The sequence below is a fragment of the Mucilaginibacter sp. P1_D10 genome (assembly GCF_056406215.1).
The window spans coordinates 150,126-168,327 of sequence record NZ_JBFUAP010000011.1 but is presented as its reverse complement, the minus strand read 5'-3'; the positions used below and the strand labels follow the sequence as shown (position 1 = coordinate 168,327).

The 18,202-nt window shown below is 45.9% G+C and carries 12 protein-coding genes; 6 read left to right on the top strand and 6 right to left on the bottom strand.

The genetic code is table 11. From position 1 onward, the window contains the following. Positions 1–65: 65 nt before the first annotated feature. From AC1DYT_RS18455 to bglX, 3 genes are all read right to left on the bottom strand, one after another. Complete coding sequence (locus AC1DYT_RS18455; protein ID WP_477471006.1) at positions 66–1,883, bottom strand: RagB/SusD family nutrient uptake outer membrane protein; 1,818 nt, start codon at positions 1,881–1,883, stop codon at positions 66–68. Between the two features lie 27 nt (positions 1,884–1,910). After that, a complete protein-coding gene (locus tag AC1DYT_RS18450; RefSeq protein ID WP_477471005.1) occupies positions 1,911–5,111 on the bottom strand; it encodes a SusC/RagA family TonB-linked outer membrane protein in 3,201 nt (1,066 codons plus the stop codon). A gap of 792 nt (positions 5,112–5,903) precedes the next feature. Next, positions 5,904–8,213, bottom strand: coding sequence for a beta-glucosidase BglX (bglX, locus tag AC1DYT_RS18445; protein WP_477471004.1), 2,310 nt, complete (start codon positions 8,211–8,213; stop codon positions 5,904–5,906). 179 nt (positions 8,214–8,392) lie between these two features. Here bglX and AC1DYT_RS18440 point away from each other — a divergent pair, with 179 nt between their 5' ends. Both AC1DYT_RS18440 and AC1DYT_RS18435 read left to right on the top strand, forming a co-directional pair. Next, complete coding sequence (locus AC1DYT_RS18440; protein ID WP_477471003.1) at positions 8,393–9,154, top strand: NUDIX hydrolase; 762 nt, start codon at positions 8,393–8,395, stop codon at positions 9,152–9,154. A gap of 145 nt (positions 9,155–9,299) precedes the next feature. After that, positions 9,300–10,160 (top strand): YitT family protein, encoded by an 861-nt coding sequence (locus tag AC1DYT_RS18435; RefSeq protein WP_477471002.1) that lies wholly within the window; start codon positions 9,300–9,302, stop codon positions 10,158–10,160. A gap of 140 nt (positions 10,161–10,300) precedes the next feature. Here AC1DYT_RS18435 and AC1DYT_RS18430 read toward each other — a convergent pair whose 3' ends face one another. Beyond that, on the bottom strand, positions 10,301–10,873 hold the full coding sequence (locus tag AC1DYT_RS18430; protein WP_477471001.1) for a transposase: 573 nt from the start codon (positions 10,871–10,873) through the stop codon (positions 10,301–10,303). 259 nt (positions 10,874–11,132) lie between these two features. Here AC1DYT_RS18430 and AC1DYT_RS18425 point away from each other — a divergent pair, with 259 nt between their 5' ends. Then, positions 11,133–11,321 (top strand): hypothetical protein, encoded by a 189-nt coding sequence (locus AC1DYT_RS18425; RefSeq protein WP_477459374.1) that lies wholly within the window; start codon positions 11,133–11,135, stop codon positions 11,319–11,321. 32 nt (positions 11,322–11,353) lie between these two features. On the opposite strand, the gene AC1DYT_RS18420 is transcribed toward AC1DYT_RS18425, so the two are convergent. Continuing rightward, the gene (locus AC1DYT_RS18420) at positions 11,354–12,676 is read right to left on the bottom strand and encodes a serine hydrolase domain-containing protein (protein WP_477471000.1); all 1,323 of its coding nucleotides are present in this window, start codon (positions 12,674–12,676) and stop codon (positions 11,354–11,356) included. A gap of 76 nt (positions 12,677–12,752) precedes the next feature. Continuing rightward, entirely contained in the window at positions 12,753–13,211 is a 459-nt protein-coding gene (locus AC1DYT_RS18415; RefSeq protein WP_477470999.1) for a SecDF P1 head subdomain-containing protein, read from the bottom strand. A 385-nt stretch (positions 13,212–13,596) separates the two neighbouring features. Here AC1DYT_RS18415 and AC1DYT_RS18410 point away from each other — a divergent pair, with 385 nt between their 5' ends. The 3 genes from AC1DYT_RS18410 to AC1DYT_RS18400 all read left to right on the top strand — a co-directional run bounded on the left by AC1DYT_RS18410 (position 13,597) and on the right by AC1DYT_RS18400 (position 18,143). Then, entirely contained in the window at positions 13,597–16,164 is a 2,568-nt protein-coding gene (locus tag AC1DYT_RS18410) for an FtsK/SpoIIIE family DNA translocase (protein WP_477470998.1), read from the top strand. A 76-nt stretch (positions 16,165–16,240) separates the two neighbouring features. Beyond that, on the top strand, positions 16,241–16,909 hold the full coding sequence (gene lolA1, locus AC1DYT_RS18405; RefSeq protein WP_477470997.1) for an outer membrane lipoprotein periplasmic chaperone LolA1: 669 nt from the start codon (positions 16,241–16,243) through the stop codon (positions 16,907–16,909). 184 nt (positions 16,910–17,093) lie between these two features. Next, complete coding sequence (locus tag AC1DYT_RS18400) at positions 17,094–18,143, top strand: Fic family protein (RefSeq protein WP_477470996.1); 1,050 nt, start codon at positions 17,094–17,096, stop codon at positions 18,141–18,143. The last annotated feature ends 59 nt before the right edge of the window (positions 18,144–18,202 follow it).

The window sequence follows — 18,202 nt, the reverse complement described above, 5'->3', positions numbered from 1 at the left end:
TAAATATAAAAAAAGAGGAGGAGATATTATCTCCCCCTCTTTATGATTAAAGTACTGGTTACGAATTAATAACCCGGGTTTTGTTTGATGCTACCTGCGGTAATATCAATCTGAGCCTGCGGAATAGGATAAAGCTCGTTTTTACCAACGGTAAATTTAGCTTGTTTCAACAGCAGGATAGGGAAGTTTGGCACGTGGTTTTCGTGATCGAGGTAGAAATTGATCGCGGTACCCATAAAGCCATTGCCCATTGGGCCGCCGGTGATACCATCCCAACGCTGTAAGTCGAAGAAACGGTGACCTTCCATACCAAACTCAAGCCTGCGCTCAAACTGAACGATTTTGCGGGCGGTAGCTTTATCGGTAAACGAACCCGGAGGATACACGCCTACTTTGTAGTTAGCAGCCGGGGTGCTGGTGTAACCGCCTGTGGGTTTAGTAGCATCTACATAAGTATGCACCCATCCTACAGCATCCGATGCACGGGCACGGATCATGTTTACGTACGCAAGTGCGTTATCAAGCGAACCCACTTCTACTTCGCACTCTGCAGCCCACAGTATTACGTCGGCAAAACGGATTGCATTGTAGCTGTTTGATGTTGCCTGGTTAGCAGCCCAACCACCGTAAGTATCAGAAGTTGTAGCCTGTGCCGCCTGGTAGTAAACGTTTTTGATAGGGCTGTATGGGCCACCGTCGTCCTGGTCACGAGCCCATGATTTTCCCGGGTGAATACCCCAGTCAAGATAAGGGATGCCCCTGCGGCCAACAGTCCAATCTAAACGAGAATCGACAGTTTCAGTTGCAGGAACAAAAGCAGAAGACTCGCTTATACCCTGATCGTTCTTTAGATCGGCATTGTTGTAGGTATCCAATAATGGCAAACCCGTAACCGGATCTGTTTTAAAGGCGTTAGCCAAGCTGAATGATGGCTGGAAGAAACCGCAGCATGATGCAGGGCCGCCAGCGGCAAAGTTAAGTGTGCTACCTGCGTTACCGTTTAAGCCGTTGGCACCATCTTTAACCGATGTTTGTACCACGAATACACCTTCTGGCCCGTTCTTTTTAGATGGGTTGAAGTTATCGCCGTAGTGTACCAGCGCATATTTAGCACCACCTGCAGTTTTACCGTTTGCGATAACATCCTTAAGGATATCAAGGGCAGCCTGGTATTTGTGATCGTACAATAACGCTTTTGCCTGGAAAGCTTTAGCTGCCCATTTGTTTGCGCGGCCAACCTGTGGCTGGGTTTCTGGCAATACGGCTGCTGCTGCAGCAAAATCGGCGGCAATTTTATCCCATATCGGGCCAGGGTTACCTACGGTGTAGTTACCGGCATCGTAAGTGATGCTTTCGTCTGCATAAGGTACGTTTCTCCATAATTTGGCCAGTTCGAAGTGGTAGAAACCGCGCAGGAAACGAGCCTCGGCAGTTGCCTGGGTGATGTTATCTGCCGACATTGAACCGTCTTTTACCAAAGGTATCTCGCGGATTACGTCGTTTGCACGCTGAACGCCTGCAAAGTTCATTCTCCATTTCGGATCCAGGTAATCGTTAACACCGTTCATAGTACGTGCCTCTATATCGGCGGCACTTGGCTGGTCACCCGGGGTAGAACCTTTGTGCGCATCATCCGCACCAACGCTACCATAAATCCAGTTGTCTGTACCTGTAGACCAGGTAGCACCTGCCTGGCCATTGTAAACACCATCCGCCAAAGCGTAGGCACCTATCAACAAGCCATCTACACCTGCCTTGTTCGCCAAAACGATTTGGTTTAGCGAACCTGTGGGCGTTTGTTCCAAAAACTTCTTACACGACATAGAGAAGGCAAGAGTGGCAACTGACCCCACAATGATCAATTTGTTACTTAATTTTTTCATATTTAAAATTTTTAAAAATCCCTCTAATTAAAATGTTGCGCGTACACCGAAAATAAATTTACGTTCGTTGCTTGGGTAGTTACCGAAATCTACACCACTGCTGTTGTTAGTAACAGCCTGCAGCTCTGGGTCAAGACCTGTATATTTTGTAGCGGTAAACAAATTCACGGCTTGGATATATACATTTAATTTATCTGCACCGATTTGTTTAAGGCCACCTTTAAAGGTATAACCTACTTGTACTTGTTTTAATTTAAGGAACGAACCGTTTTCGAGGTAGTAAGAGTTAACCACACCAGCGCTACTAAAGGTACTTGCAGCTTCTGCAATTGGCGCTTTAGGGTTAAGGTTGGTTGGGCTCCAAGAGTTGTACAACAGGTCGTTACCTTTGTTACCGGTTAATGAACTGTAGAAGTTAGTCCAGTATTTAACATAGTTAAAGTTGTCGTTGCCTTGAGAACCATAGAAGTTAGCACTTAAATCAAAGCCTTTATAGTTTAAACCTAAGTTTAAGCCGTAAGTAAAGTCGGGGTTCGGGTTACCAAAATAAGTACGGTCAGCATCGGTAATTTTTTTATCGCCATTAACATCGCGGTATTTGAAACGGCCGGGGGCTGCATCATTCTGTGTAGGCGAAGCCGCTACATCTGCAGCAGAAGCAAAATAACCAATTACATCATAACCATAGAAAGAACCGATAGGATGACCTTCTGACTGTTGAGCAATGGTACCTATACGGCTGCCAACAGATTGGATAGGCACGGGTATGTCATAAATATTATTTTTATACGAAGTAAAATTAAGACCTACGTTAAAACCAAGATCACCAACCTTATCACGATAATTTAATGATGCATCAATACCTCTGTTTCGCACCTCACCTGTGTTAACATACGGAGGACTAGCCCCTCCGGTAGTTGCCGGCAATGGAGTAGCAAACAACAGGCCTGTAGAACGTTTTTGGTAGTACTCGATAGACAGATCCATTTTGTTAAATAGGGTCGCATCAAAACCTACGTTGGCAACATAATCACGTTCCCATGTTGTAGTAGCGTTACCAATGGTAGAATTAAAGAAACCTTGTTGTATGCTACTGCTCGAACCGGTAATGTCATAAAATGATGAACCTTTATTCAACCCGTATAAAGAGTAGGCATTTGAAGGCGCAAACTGAACTACGTTCTGATCGTAACCACCGACACCGTAACTGGCACGTATTTTTAATGAATTTAACCAGCTAATGCCTTTTGCGAAGTCTTCCTGAGTTACTCGCCAAGCCAACGACGCAGATGGGAAATAACCTATGTTGTGACCAGGGGCAAACACAGATGAACCATCGCGACGGATAGTAGCAGATAAGATGTATTTATCGTTATAAACATAATCTAATTTACCAAAGAAAGACTGGTGTGTAACTGGCTGGCCATTGTAGCTATAAGCAGTTATTGCACCTGTACCACCCGAAACTGAAACAAATGCCGGGTCAAGCGATGGCAAACCAACAACATTGGCACCCACGCCACGGCCAAATTGCTCCCTTTGCTCATAACCAGCTAAGAAATTGATGCTATGTTTACCGAAAATTTGATTGTAAACTAAAGTGTTGCTCCAGTTGTAATTGTTGTAGTAACTGGCATTTTCGTTAAAGCTTTCGGTACCGCCATGGCCTTCACCACTGTCGTATGGTCTAAAACCGATAGAGTAATTTTCCTGATTGTTAATAGTACCGCTTAATGCCGTACGTACGGTGAAATGTTGCAAGAAATCAGCTTCAGCGAATACAGTTCCCTGGATATTCCAGTTTTTAACTGTATTGTATTTTTGCCTGTCCTGTGTAGCTACCGGGTTAACCGCATTACCTAAAGAGGTAGGGCCCGCCCATGTACCGCCATATTGTTTACCGGAGATATCGTAGATAGGGATCTGCGGCTCGATACGGTAAATTTCAGATATCGAGTTACCTTCACCCTGGTTACCGCCCGGGATATTACCTTGTCCGTTTGGAGACAGGGTATAAAATAATGAAGCATTCTCACCTACACGGAAATGGTCTTTGATATTAAACGTAGTGTTGATACGTGTAGTGGCTCTTTTGAAGTAAGTATTCATCAGAGTACCTTTTTGGTCAAGATAGCCGGCAGAGAAGTAATATGCATTTTTATCATTTGCACCTTGTGCACTAATGGTATGCGACTGCATAGAGGCTGGTTTGAAAACCGCGTGAAACCAATCGGTACCCTGGTCGTTATCGTATTTTTGGATCAGATAATCTTTGGTTGGGTCAAAAGGGTCAAACCTGTACTTGGCAGGATCAACCTTCGGATCGCCTGCGGCAAAGTTACCTTTTACGCCCGGGCCCTGCGCACCGTAAGCTGCAATAGAACCGTTAGCTAAAAACAAACTATTTTGCGGGTCTACCTTTTTTACCAATGCTAAATAATCCCTTGCGTTTAAAACGTTGAATGGGTTACCTCCTTTAGGCCTTTGTGTACCGTAAAAACCATCGTAAGTTAATGTAGACTTACCTTGCTTTCCTTTTTTGGTTGTTACGATAACAACACCGTTACCACCGGCAATACCGTAAATAGCCGCCGCGCCCGCATCTTTCAATACAGAGATCGACTCGATATCGTTAGGGTTAACGTTGCCTAAGTCGCCACCCTGAACGCCATCAATAACGATAAGTGGAGAGGAATTTTGAAAGTTAGAGATACCACGGATAAGGAGTTGAGCACCTGCACCCGGAGCACCCTGGGTAACTACGGTAACACCCGATGCCTGGCCCTGCAGCAATTGATCTGAACTGCTGGCCGGCACTTTAATGGCCTGTGCCACATCTACCGTTGCAACCGCACCGGAGATGTCCTTTTTACGTTGTGAGGTGTAGCCCGTTACAACAACTTCGTTAAGGTTGTTGGCGGCTACTTGCAGTACGATGCTGATGTTTTCACTGGCACCTACTGTAACTTCCTGGCTGGTGTAGCCAAGGTAAGAAACTACCAAAACGTCGCCGGCTTTTACACTGATGGTAAACTGTCCGCTAACGTCTGTTTGTGTACCGGTAGATGTGCCCTTGATACGCACACTGGCACCAACAACGGGCAGCTTGTCATCGCTGCCGGTTACACGGCCGGTGTGTTTTGTTTGGGCTTGAACTACCAGTGAAGAAACCATGCAGCATAATAGCACGCACAATACTCTTCCTTTAAGGAGTAAACTTTTAAACATGAGATTGAGATTTAGTTGATTAATATATTTGATTTAAGATCTTGGTTACATTAATGTATGATTTTGGGCTTGTAACTAAGGATAGGAAGGCATACGAAAAAACCCGAACAGTTTTCTTTAACTAAAGGGGTGAGATTCCCTTTATACATGAAGTTGTCAAAAAGAAAATTTTGTAGAAGTTTAATCATATAACGATACTACCCTGTCTAATTTTTTTCCTGTTTACAATTGAACAATGCTTCTTGGCGACCACATCATCCTTTTCAAATCCCCGAAATTTTGTGGCTTTTCCTACTACAGAAAAGTTTATAATGGTACTGCATCTAATATAAATAGAGTGTACAGGTTACACAAGTTTGTTTTATAGAATTATGAATTATTTATTTTTTAAGAAGTTTGACAGGATAATTTACAATTTTTAAAAACTTTATTATCCACCTGTTAACGATTAGGGCTTATTTATAAAAACTTAGCAATGTAAAAAAGTTGTTATAAAGCAGTTTTTTTATCAAATGCTGCACTTTTTGTTTTATGGAGCCTCTAAATTCTGATACGGGTGTTTTTTTTTTGGAAAATGCCCCCCTTTTTGCCCCTCGCCCATCCACACAAATTACCTGTAGGTTATTTTTATGTTAATTTTTTATTAATTAAATAAAGCCCCGCCCTTGCGCTCAAGCTGCGTTGGGGCAGCAACGGTTTTAAGGGTTTTATAAACAAAATATGCCATTGCGTGGTACAATGGCATATTTTGCAATTATTTATATAAGCCCTATTTAACCATTAGGCAATCGGCTATTTAAGCCAGGTTAGCCTGGCGTTGTGCGTATCGGCCGAGTTGGTACCTATCTGTATCACAAATTCGCCCGGCTCCCAATCGTACTTCAACTGGCTGTTATAAAACTTCAATTGCTCGGTTGTGATGCTGAAAGTAACCACTTTAGCCTCTCCTGCTTCCAGTTTCAGCTTTCTAAAATCTTTCAATTCTTTTACCGAGCGCGATATACTGGCAACCGGATCGCTAATGTAAAGCTGTACCACTTCTTCGCCTGCATAGCTGCCGGTGTTGGTTATGGTAACTGTTGCTGTTAATGTTTCGTTACCTTTTAGTTTCATTTTATTAAGTTTTACATCGCTGTAGCTAAAGCTGGTATAGCTTAAACCATAACCGAACGGAAACAGCGGATCGTTAGAAATATCCAGGTAATTAGATTTGAATTTGGTTGGGCCATCGGTATAAGGGCGGCCTGTGTTTTTGTGGTTATAATATATAGGTATCTGCCCAACGCTGCGTGGGAAGGTTGCGGTAAGCTTGCCCGATGGATTGTAGTTACCAAACAGCACTTCGCCAATGGCGTTGCCAGCTTCGGTGCCGGGAGCCCATACATCTAATATAGCGGCTGCATTTTCGTTTTCCCAGGTTAGGGTAAGCGGCCTGCCGTTGAATAATACAATTACTATTGGTTTGCCCAGCTTAGCAAGCGCTTTCAGCAGGTTCCTCTGGCTCTCGGGGATGCTGATGTCTGACCGGCTGGACGATTCTCCGCTCATGCTTTGGCTCTCGCCCACTACCGCTACGATGATATCTGCTTTTTTGGCGGTGTTTACTGCCTCATCTATCATTTGCTGAGGCGTGCGGGTATCCAGCGTAACCATGCCGGGCCCAAAATTAAGGCGTTTCATAAACTCGGCATCATCGGTAATATTAGATCCCTTGGCGTAAAGCAGCTTCACGTTATCGCCCACGATGTGTTTGATGCCTTCCAGTACGCTTACCGATTTTTCCCACTCGCCGGCAATAACCCAGGTACCCAGCATATCGCGTTTGTTATCGGCCAGGGGGCCTACAACTGCAATAGTGCCGCCTTTCTTTTTCAAAGGCAAAATCTGACCGGCGTTTTTCAACAGTACGAAAGAGTGTTCGGCGGCTATGCGTGCAGCTTTACGGTTATCATCTGTAAATACATCCTTGCGTTCGTTATCGGCATTCATGGATTTGTACGGGTTATCAAACAAGCCCAGTTTATATTTGGCCTCCAGTACGCGGCGGCAGGCCAGGTCTATCTCGCCCAGCGTTACTTTCCCTTGCTGTAATGATTTCTTCAGGGTATTCAGGAAACCTTCAGCTACCATATCCATATCCAAACCTGCCTTTAAAGCAATGGCCGATACCTGCGCCAAATCGCCCAGCCCGTGGTTGCTCATCTCGCTAAGCGAGGTATAATCGCTCACCACGAAACCTTTAAAGCCCCATTGCTTGCGCAACAAATCTGTAAGTAACCATTTATTGCCGGTTGAGGGGATGCCATCCACCGTATTGAACGAACTCATGATACTGCCCGCACCTGCATCAACTGCGGCCCGGTAAGGCGGCAGGTAATCCTGGTACATTTGCAGGCGGCTCATATCAACCGTATTGTATTCGCGGCCGGCCTCTGCCCCACCGTATAAGGCAAAGTGCTTTACGCAGGCAATAACGGCATCAGCATTACGCAGGCTTGTACCCTGGTAACCACGAACCATAGCAGCGGCAATCTTTCCGCCCAGGAAAGGGTCTTCCCCGCTGCCTTCAGATATGCGGCCCCAGCGTGCATCGCGCGCAATATCAACCATCGGCGAAAACACCCAGTTAAGGCCTTCGGCAGTGGCTTCTTTAGCGGCAATATGTGCAGCATTTTGTATCAAAGGCAAATCCCAGGTGGCCGACATGCCTAGCGGGATAGGGAAAATGGTGCGGTGCCCGTGTATCACATCCAGCCCGAATATTAATGGTATATGCAGGCGGCTGTTCTTTATGGCCAGATCCTGCGCCTTGCGTACGTTATCTACCCCATATAAACCGAAGATGCCGCCTATCTGCCCTTTGGCAATGCCATTATCTACGCCATTGTTGGTAACCGAGCCGGTGATGGCCATGCCGCTGGTAACCAGGTTAAGCTGGCCTATCTTCTCGTCCACTGTCATTTTCTTCATCAACGCATTTATGAAGGCGTCCATCCTGGCATCCGGGCGCGGCTGCTGGGCTATGGCTTGGCCAAAAGGCAGCGCAAGCATGGCTACAGCGGCTATCTTCAAACGAGATTTTTTTGTAAATAAAATTTTCATTGCGCAAGCTTAATTTATATTTTGCCAAAACGAACCAACGGGATATGCTATCCCAATAACAGTTTGTTAAACTTATTGGTTATTATTGGCAGTAAGTAAGTATTGTTAAATGGTGTAATTGGTACACAATTGTAGATATTAAATTTAAACAATCAAAGTAATTTTGTATAATAGTACAAATGTTGACTAAAGAAGAACTGGAACGATTTTCGACCGATGCTTTTGAGGTGTACCTGGACCATATCTCTATAGATTGCGTGGTGTTTGGTTTCCATGAGGGGCAGATGAAAGTGCTGATGCTGAAAAGCAAGAACGAGGAGGGCTGGCAATTGCCGGGCGGCTTTGTGCAGAAAAGGGAACCTATTGATACCGCCGCTAGCCGCATATTGGCAACACGTACAGGTATTGATAAAGTTTTTTTGAAGCAGTTTCATGTATTTGGCGACCCCGACCGCAACCGGCTGCATAACGAGCAGTATAACGATATCGTGCCGAAAGAAAAGAACTTCTTCTCGCACCGTTTCATTTCCATTGGCTATTATGCCCTGGTAGATTTTTTTGATGCTATCCCCACGCCGGATGAATTCAGCGAGCTATGCGCCTGGCGCGATCTGAACGATCTGCCCGTCTTTTTGCTGGACCATGAACTGATCTTCAACACGGCCCTTGATACCCTACGCCTGCAGCTAAGCTACCAACCTATAGGCTATAACCTGATGCCTAAGGAATTCACCATGCCCGAGTTGCAGAAGCTATACGAAACTATACTGGGGAAAAAACTCGACAGGCGTAACTTCCAGCGGCGCATACTCGGCTTTGGTATATTGAATAAGCTACCCCAAACCCGCAAAGGCGGCGCGCACAAGGCCCCCTATCTATACTCCTTCGACCTGGAGAATTATAAGGCAGCGTTGAAAGAGGGTTTGAAGAGCGGGTGGTAGCATTAAGTTGTAGTAGCAGTTTTGAGTAGCAGTTGGAAACCCGCGAATAACATCTGTTGCTGCCACCGCAACTTCTACTGCCGCTTTTTACATAACTAGCTTTAAACTTTTTCCGTACCTTAAGCGCACATCCAATCCCGCTGCCATGAAATACAGATCTGCAATAGTCGACACCGCTTTAGTTATTCTGGGCATATTCTCTGCCGGGATGGGGCTTAAAGGTTTTTTACTGCCTAGCCATTTTATTGATGGCGGGGTAACCGGCATTGCCATTTTAGTGGCCGATGTTACGCACCTCCCCCTACCTATACTTATATTCGTTATCAACCTCCCCTTTCTGTTTTTAGGGTACCGCAAACTGGGTTTGGGTTTTGCCATCCGGAGCGCGCTGGCTATCGGCGGGCTGGCATTGGTATTAGCCTTTGTAAAATTCCCTGATGTTACGCCAGATAAATTACTTACGGCCATTTTCGGCGGCGTGTTCATTGGCGCGGGCATAGGCCTGGCCATACGTGGCGGCGCAGTATTAGACGGAACGGAAATTGCCGCTGTACTCGTTAGCAAAAAAACCCAGATAGTACGCGTAAGCGACGTTATACTCACCCTTAACGTATTCATCTTTATGGCAGCCATTTACGTTTTGAGCGTAGAACAAGGCTTGTATTCTATCCTTACCTATCTTTCTGCATCCAAGATGATTGATTTGATATTGAACGGTTTGGAGCAATACACCGGCATGACGGTAGTATCTGCCAAGGGCGAAGAGATACGCCAGGCCATTACCCAAAACCTTGGCCGCGGCGTAACCGTGTACCAGGGCAAGAGCGGTTATGGTAAAGACGGGCACATCAATACGCCACGGGAGATCATCTTCACCGTAGCCACCCGTTTAGAAGTTCCCCTCATCAAACGCGAGATATTGAATATCGACCCGCAGGCCTTCATTGTACAGCAAAGCGTGGATGATACTACGGGCGGGTTGTTGAAGAGGAAGAAAGGGCATTAGCCCCCCGGCAATTCGCCGTAGAGACGCAATATTTTGCGTCTCCCGCAGGACATGACAATCGCGTGTTCATAGACGCAATATTTTGCGTCTTCCGCAGGACAATCGTTGTCGCGCGTTCAAAGACGCAAAATATTGCGTCTCTACGGTATAAAATCCTCATCCTTATCGCCATTCAATAGCCATTGCTGTGGATTATCAAAGATGTATCCACGAATATTGTTATATTCTTTTTCATTTCTTATTATCCGGTCATGAAATCTGGCTTGCCATGCAAACTCAATATTATTGGTTGTTGCGAAGGTTTTTACAGATGCCTTATACCCCCTCAACACCGACCCTAAATTTTGGCTTTGTGGACCAAATTTATTCGGTTTCCAATCTGTTTTATGAGGTTTATTTATGAATAAGATTCCATGAATATGATTTGGCATCACGATATATTCGCCAAGCTCAACAAAGTCGAAATGGTTTGGTATGTTTAACCAATTTTGGTTTGCAATTAAGCCAAGCTCAGTAGCGTGTAATGACGCAATATTGTCCGTCTGCAGAATATTTTGCTTCCCAGAAGCAATCTCATTCGAAACAATATCGCCAAAGTATTGAACCCTGTCTTTAGTGCAGATAGTTACGAAATATAAGCCGTGAGAACCGTAGTCCCATGAGGATAACCGGATAGATGGAATCCGATACTTGTTTTTGAATTTATCTTCCATTGACGGTGTCCAATATTGCCACTCTATCGAATAAAAATGAAAAATATTTTCGGGATAAATCGAAAGAGACACAAAATATTGTGTCTCTACGAACGCCTTATTTAACCGTAGAGACGCAATATTTTGCGTCTCCCGCAGGACAATCGTTGCGCGTGTTCAACCGTACCCTTTAGAGACACAAAATATTGTGTCTCTACGATAATCCGAAACTTATTGTGCCCGTGCTTGTTATCCTGCTATAAACCAAATACAAACCATCATGCAAACAATAATCGTAAACGGCAACCCCGAAGGCATGACCGCCATTATGGTGCCTCAAGCAGGAAGCACTTATCACGACCACGACACCATAACCCTGCAATCGTCAGACGGCAGGCATTCGGTAACGAAAACCATCTTCAGGATAGTGGATGGTGGCGAGGACACCTGGGAACTACAGTTCGAATAAGCACTGCATATTGCCGTTTGGGTCGGCCAACTTTACTTTTCTTTGGTGAACACGTATTCGCCGCCGCCCTGCTTTAAGGTAAACTGACCCTCGACAGGCTTAAACTCCATCACAATCCCTGCCGCATCGAACTTAAATTTATCGGGCGTGGTTGTCGCGTCCAGCGGAAAAGCACCCTGCCCTGTGGCTTGTGCAATAAGCGTATTGCCATCTTTGCTTATCGTTATTTTTATAGGCAAAGCCGGGCAGGCGTACACACCGGTGTACTTATCCAGGCTTTCGGCCTTGGCAGTTACGAAGGTGGGGAGTACGTAGGGCTGGTTAAAATAGATTGCCAATGCCCCTTTCAATATCTCATCCGGCGAATAGCTTCCCCCATTTTTTATGTACGATATGGCCAATTTATCCTCCGGGAAATAGGCCAGCGACGACAGGAAGCCATCGATAGCACCGCCATGGCCGTACCCTGTTTTGTCTTTAAAAAGCATTTTATGCATGGCCATGCCATATTTTTCTATGGTGGGTTTCATTTGCGCCAGGCTGGCCGCTTTGATCAATTTCCCGGCAAAAAGTGCTTCAATGAATTTATCGAGATCGGAAGGTGTGGACACCATAGCACCTGCGCCGGTGGGTATGCTCATATCGCTTTCTGGCAATAGTTTCCAGCTGCCGTTATAGTTATAAGACAAAGCCTCGTTTGCTGCAACATCTATTTTGCTGCCGTAATAAGTGTCTTTCAGGCCAATTTTATCGATGATGCGTTTTTTAACCACTTCCGCATAAGGCTTACCCGTTATTTTTTCGATGATGTAACTAAGCAGGATAAAGTTGGTATTGCTGTATGCATATTTAGCACCGGGCTCAAAATCGGGTTTGAAGGATGCCATTTTTGTGAGCAGCTGCTCATGCGTGGTAGGCGTGGTCATGTAGGTAACAAAGGCCGGGTCGTTAGTGATATTGAACAAACCGCTATGATGGTTAAGCAGTTGCGCAATGGTGATTTTCGTCGCGTTGGGCATCTGCGGGTAAAACTTATCCAGCGTGGTCTCCAGCGTAAGCTTTTTTTCCTCGATCAGCTGAAAGGCGATAACGCCCGTAAATACTTTACTGATAGAACCGATGCGGTATTTAGTATGCGCATCTGCAGGCGTTTTGGCATCGGCTGCAATATAGCCAACCGATTTTTGGTAGATGATGTTGCCGTCTACCGATATAGCCAGGCTGCCCATGGTTTTGTTATTAGCGGCCAGCACATCCAACAAGCTATCGAGTTTAGCTTTATTGAGAGTTTGGGCGTTAACGGCAGTACCTACAGATGACGTAAACAATACAATGGTGAGTAATTTTTTTATCATTGGGGTAGATTTTTAAGGCGTATCGTTTGGACGGGGTATCAGCAGGGATGTTACCAAAGTTAAGGATAATTTCAGCTCACATGGATTTTCTTATTTGCGCGGCGATTGCCTCTAAGCCTTCCCGGGTTTCGTTCCCGCGGTCCATCACGCTTACGCCGGATGTAATCTGCGAACGTACCATCGGGGCGCACATCAGTACGTCGTCCACAACAAAAGCTATCCTGCCATCCATCGCTTTGAGCGTTCCGTCGCTCCATGCTTTCGTGCCGGCCTCGTCGAACCTGAAAAACAGCGAAAACCGTTGCTTGCCCTGGTAAGTATTTTCCTGTATCTCAATCATTTTAAAATGGTTGGCCAATACAATTGGGGCCGGATTGATGTAGTAAACATCTCCGCTTTTATCCAACTGCCGTTTATAGCCGGTAGTGTCGGCACTTATGAAATACCAGCCGGTTTTCAAGCGACTTTGCTGTGCATGGCCGGTTCCCGCAAAAAGCAAGGCGGCAAAAAGCATCAGATTACGGAACATTTTCATGGGAGATGGGGTTTTGGCTACAAGGTAGTGAAATTATGAGGCATCCACTCTACGGTGCTTTATGCTGTTCCCGCAGGGTCTCTTCAATGCTATTAAGTTAAGATTTTTTATCTCGCAAAGCCGCCAAGACCGCAAAGTAAAAGCTTAAAATCCTTCGCGACTTTGCGACTTTGCGTGAAATTAACCCTACGGCTTTCCCTTAACTTAATAGCATTGAGGGTCTCTTTGAAAAAAGCCCCTGTGGCACGAGGACATTCCCGCGCAGCATATCCGCTCTGCATGCTGCCCGCTCAATCCCCCCTCTCAAAAAATTCTCCCCCATCCCCGTAATCCGAATTAATTCTAATAACTTTATATTTGCAACTAAACGTGCGGAGATAGCAGGATGCCAGTAAAAGGAAACCAGTTCAGGACTAATAGTTTTAAGGATGATGATGCGCCACGCAAGCCGGGGGCGAAAGCCGAAAGGCCGAAACCGATAAAGCAACAGGCGGAGCGCCTGCCCATATTCAACCTGCGCGACGGGCGGCTGCTAAAAATCACCGGACTATTCTTTTTAGTGCTTTCGGCGTTTTTCCTCATTGCGTTCACCTCGTACATGTTTAGCTGGCAGCAAGACCAGAGCTGGGTAGCGCCGTCAAACGGCGGCTGGGCCAACCTGTTCAAATCGCCAAAAGAACTTATAGAAAGCGGCATTACCAACCCCATAGAAAACTGGCTGGGCGTTTTCGGGGCGCTGCTAGCCAACCAATTCATATACCAATGGTTCGGCGTGGCTTCGTTCCTCTTCGTATTCATCTTTTTTGTGATAGGTTTCAGGCTGGTGTTCAAAATAAGGCTTTTCTCTATCAGCAAAATGCTGGCTTATAGTCTTTTCGGCATCGTGTTTATATCGGTATCCATCGGCTTTATACACGCCATGGTGGCAGATTACCCACACTTTTTGGAGGGCGGCTTCGGCTACTGGAGCAATCGTTTGCTCGGCGTACAGATAGGTTCGGCCGGTACAGGATGTGTGTTGGTTTTTTCAGGGCTTGCCGTGCTGGTTATTGCTTACAATATTGATTTTAAGCTGCCCGCCCGTAAAGAACGTACCGCCGTGCCGGTAGCCGCCGGCGACGTTGATTCAGAGGACATCGACCTGGTGGACGAGGATATCTCTCTGCCTGTAGAGTGGCCCAGGGGCAACCGCGCAAGGTCAACCGTAAATGAAACGCTTGGCGGCAATGCAGAGAAATTGCAGCAGGTACCGCTGGTGCAAAACACCATAACGCACGAACCTGTAGTTTTAACGCCGGAGCCCTATACCCCTAGCGAACCCGAGGAAGACGACGAAATACCGCTAACCATTGATGTAGCGCGCCCTACACCAATCCTGGCTATCGAGAAAAGCGACGATGACAAGGCAAAATCGCTGGTGGATCAGTTTGGCATGTACGACCACACGCTTGAACTGGCATCGTACAAATACCCCACTTTGGACTTGCTGGAAAACTACGGCAACAACAAGATACCCGTAAACAGCGACGAACTGGAAGCCAACAAAAACAAGATCGTAGAAACGCTGAACCACTATAACATAGAGATAGATAAGATAAAGGCCACCATTGGCCCAACGGTTACACTTTACGAAATAGTCCCCGCGCCGGGCGTGCGTATCTCCAAAATAAAGAACCTCGAAGACGATATCGCGCTGAACCTGGCCGCTCTGGGCATCCGTATCATTGCCCCCATGCCGGGTAAGGGTACCATTGGTATCGAAGTGCCCAACCAGCACCCCGAGATGGTATCGATGCGCTCGATATTGGCTACCGAGAAATGGCAAAACAACACCATGGATCTGCCGATAGCCCTGGGTAAAACCATCAGCAATGAAGTGTTCATAGCCGATTTGGCTAAGATGCCCCACCTGCTGGTTGCGGGTGCAACCGGCCAGGGTAAATCGGTAGGTATCAACGCCATACTGGTATCTTTGCTGTACAAAAAGCACCCTGCGGAACTGAAATTCGTACTGGTAGATCCTAAAAAGGTAGAGCTCACGCTCTTCCGCAAAATAGAGCGGCACTTTTTGGCCAAGCTGCCTGATGAAGCCGATGCCATTATCACTGATACCAAAAAGGTGGTAAACACGCTCAACTCGCTTTGTATAGAGATGGACCAGCGTTACGACCTGCTAAAAGATGCCCAGGTACGTAACCTGAAAGAGTATAATACTAAATACGTAAACCGTAAGATAAGCAACCCCGAAATACACCGTTATCTGCCCTTTATTGTGCTGGTGATAGATGAGTTTGCCGATTTAATGATGACCGCGGGCAAAGAAGTAGAGCAGCCTATAGCGCGTATTGCACAGCTGGCGCGTGCGGTGGGTATTCACTTAGTTATTGCAACGCAGCGCCCATCGGTAAACGTAATTACGGGTACTATCAAGGCCAACTTCCCGGCACGTTTGGCCTTCAGGGTGTTATCAAAGATAGATTCGCGCACGATATTGGATGCCGGCGGCGCCGACCAACTCATCGGTCGCGGGGATATGCTCCTCTCTACCGGCAGCGACCTTATACGCCTGCAATGCGCATTCGTAGATACGCCCGAGGTAGAAAGGATATCCGATTATATAGGCAATCAGCGCGGCTATGCATCGGCCATGATGCTGCCCGAATACGTAGGCGACGGCGAAGCCAGCAGCAGTACTAAAGAATACGACGCGGAAACACGCGACCCGATGTTCGAAGAAGCTGCCCGCCTCATTGTGCTACACCAGCAAGGCTCAACTTCGCTAATCCAACGCAAAATGAAGCTGGGTTATAACCGCGCAGGCCGCATCATAGATCAATTGGAGGCAGCCGGCATAGTTGGTCCATTCGAAGGCAGCAAAGCCCGCGACGTGCTTTACCCCGACGAGTACAGCCTGGAACGCCACCTGGAAACCCTGCAAAAACCAAAGGATTAAACTAAATTGTATAATATCACTCTAAACTATTGTTAACCCCAATGGTTAATGCTGTGATTTTACAACGACACTCAACATGAAAAAATTAACCCTAATGATACTCGCGTCGGCACTTACTTTTGTGAGTGCCTTTGCTCAAAAAGATAAGGATGCTAAACTTATCCTCAACAAGCTGAGCAAGCAATACCGCAGCTACGATGCCGTGAAAACGGACTTCACCCTGCTGGTTGATAATGTACAGGCCAATGTAAAGCAAACCCAAAGCGGCACGCTGCTAGCCAAATCAAAAGCCAACAAGTATAAGGTAACCATTTACGGTACAGGCAAATCGGTATCGCAGGAAATCATCAGCGATGGTAAAAGCCAGTGGACCTACCTTAAGGATGCCAATGAAGTACAGGCAGCTGATGCCGATAACAGCGATGAAGGCTTTAACCCGGCCAAAATATTCACCATGTACGAGAAAGGCTATAAATACGTGTACGTGGGCCTGCAGAAAGCCGGCGGCAAAACCTATCAGGTGATAGACCTTACCCCCGAGAACGAAAAGGCCAGCTTTTTTAAAGTTAGGCTGATGGTGGATAAAGTTAAGAATCAGCTGTATAGCGCACTGATATTCGATAAAAACGGAAGTCGTTATACTTATACCTTAAACACATTCGCCCCGGTTACCGGCATAGCCGATGCTGTTTTTAGTTACGATAAAAAAGCCCACCCGGGTGCTGAGTTTGTGGATTTGAGATAGAGGTTAGAGTCAATACTGTTTAATCGACTTTGTTTTAATTCTAAAAATTCAATTAATTCCTTGAAATTCGAGTTCAGATAATAGCGATGGGCATTCAACCCGTCGCTATTTTTGTTTAAATAATTCCCGTTCTGGCTTGTTGCATTTGGGTGTATTTGGGTGTATATTTGGGTGTGGATAAGCTATGATAAAAACCGACACCATAATAATTACTCCTGAAATCCTTAAGTTAATAAGTGAAATAGATGAGTTTAAAGGTGCCTGGCGTGCGCTCGGCACCCTAGCCCCTAAACGACTATTGGCGTTGCGGCGTATTGCAACGATAGAAAGCATAGGCTCATCAACAAGGATTGAAGGGAGCAAGCTTTCGGATCGGGAGATTGACCGGTTATTATCCAATTTAGAAATAAAATCATTTAGCAGCCGCGACGAACAGGAAGTTGCGGGCTACGCTGATGTAATGGATACTGTCTTCGAATCGTGGATGGATATACCCGTTACCGAAAATTACATTAAACAATTGCATCGCGATTTATTAAAATACAGCGAAAAAGACAATTGGCATCGTGGCAACTACAAAACGACGTCTAATTCAGTGGCGGCATTTGACGGCGAAGGGAAACAGGTAGGTATTGTTTTTGAAACAGCAACACCGTTTGATACACCTTTTTTAATGACGGAGTTAACCGATTGGTTACAGGCCACCCAAGCGGAACAAAAACTTCACCCCCTTTTAATTACCGCTATTTTTGTAGTGGTGTTTCTCGAGATCCACCCATTTCAAGATGGCAACGGGAGATTGAGCCGCGTGTTGACTACGTTGCTGCTTTTGCGACTAAACTACAGTTATGTGCCTTACAGTTCCTTGGAAAGTGTGATTGAGCAGAGTAAAGAGAGTTACTATCTCGCATTGCGACAAACGCAAAGGACAATTCGTACAGATAACCCCGACTGGCAACCCTGGACGATATTTTTCCTACGATCTATGCAACACCAAATGAAACGGTTGGCGGGCAAGGTCGAGCGCGAAAAAATAGTCTTGGCGAATATATCGGAATTGTCTTTGCAGATTATTGATTTTGCCCGTGAACATGGCCGAGTAACTATAGGTGATATGGTTAACGCGACCGGAGTAAGCAGGAACACGCTTAAAGACCACTTTCGCAAACTGGTAGCACAAAAGTATTTGGGGAAAAGCGGAGCCGGCAAAACGACATGGTACATACTACCATAGGCAAATGCCTAACATTTTTTAACTCACATTATGTAGGGATTTCTCAACTCTAGTTGAAG

What these genes read in the sequence shown, in the direction of transcription:
- AC1DYT_RS18455 (WP_477471006.1), bottom strand. Translation starts at nt 1,883, where the DNA reads ATGAAAAAATTAAGTAACAAATTGATCATTGTGGGGTCAGTTGCCACT.
- AC1DYT_RS18410 (WP_477470998.1), top strand. Translation starts at nt 13,597, where the DNA reads ATGCCAGTAAAAGGAAACCAGTTCAGGACTAATAGTTTTAAGGATGAT.
- AC1DYT_RS18440 (WP_477471003.1), top strand. Translation starts at nt 8,393, where the DNA reads ATGTTGACTAAAGAAGAACTGGAACGATTTTCGACCGATGCTTTTGAG.
- AC1DYT_RS18435 (WP_477471002.1), top strand. Translation starts at nt 9,300, where the DNA reads ATGAAATACAGATCTGCAATAGTCGACACCGCTTTAGTTATTCTGGGC.
- AC1DYT_RS18450 (WP_477471005.1), bottom strand. Translation starts at nt 5,111, where the DNA reads ATGTTTAAAAGTTTACTCCTTAAAGGAAGAGTATTGTGCGTGCTATTA.
- AC1DYT_RS18430 (WP_477471001.1), bottom strand. Translation starts at nt 10,873, where the DNA reads ATGGAAGATAAATTCAAAAACAAGTATCGGATTCCATCTATCCGGTTA.
- AC1DYT_RS18400 (WP_477470996.1), top strand. Translation starts at nt 17,094, where the DNA reads ATGATAAAAACCGACACCATAATAATTACTCCTGAAATCCTTAAGTTA.
- lolA1 (WP_477470997.1), top strand. Translation starts at nt 16,241, where the DNA reads ATGAAAAAATTAACCCTAATGATACTCGCGTCGGCACTTACTTTTGTG.
- AC1DYT_RS18420 (WP_477471000.1), bottom strand. Translation starts at nt 12,676, where the DNA reads ATGATAAAAAAATTACTCACCATTGTATTGTTTACGTCATCTGTAGGT.
- bglX (WP_477471004.1), bottom strand. Translation starts at nt 8,213, where the DNA reads ATGAAAATTTTATTTACAAAAAAATCTCGTTTGAAGATAGCCGCTGTA.
- AC1DYT_RS18425 (WP_477459374.1), top strand. Translation starts at nt 11,133, where the DNA reads ATGCAAACAATAATCGTAAACGGCAACCCCGAAGGCATGACCGCCATT.
- AC1DYT_RS18415 (WP_477470999.1), bottom strand. Translation starts at nt 13,211, where the DNA reads ATGAAAATGTTCCGTAATCTGATGCTTTTTGCCGCCTTGCTTTTTGCG.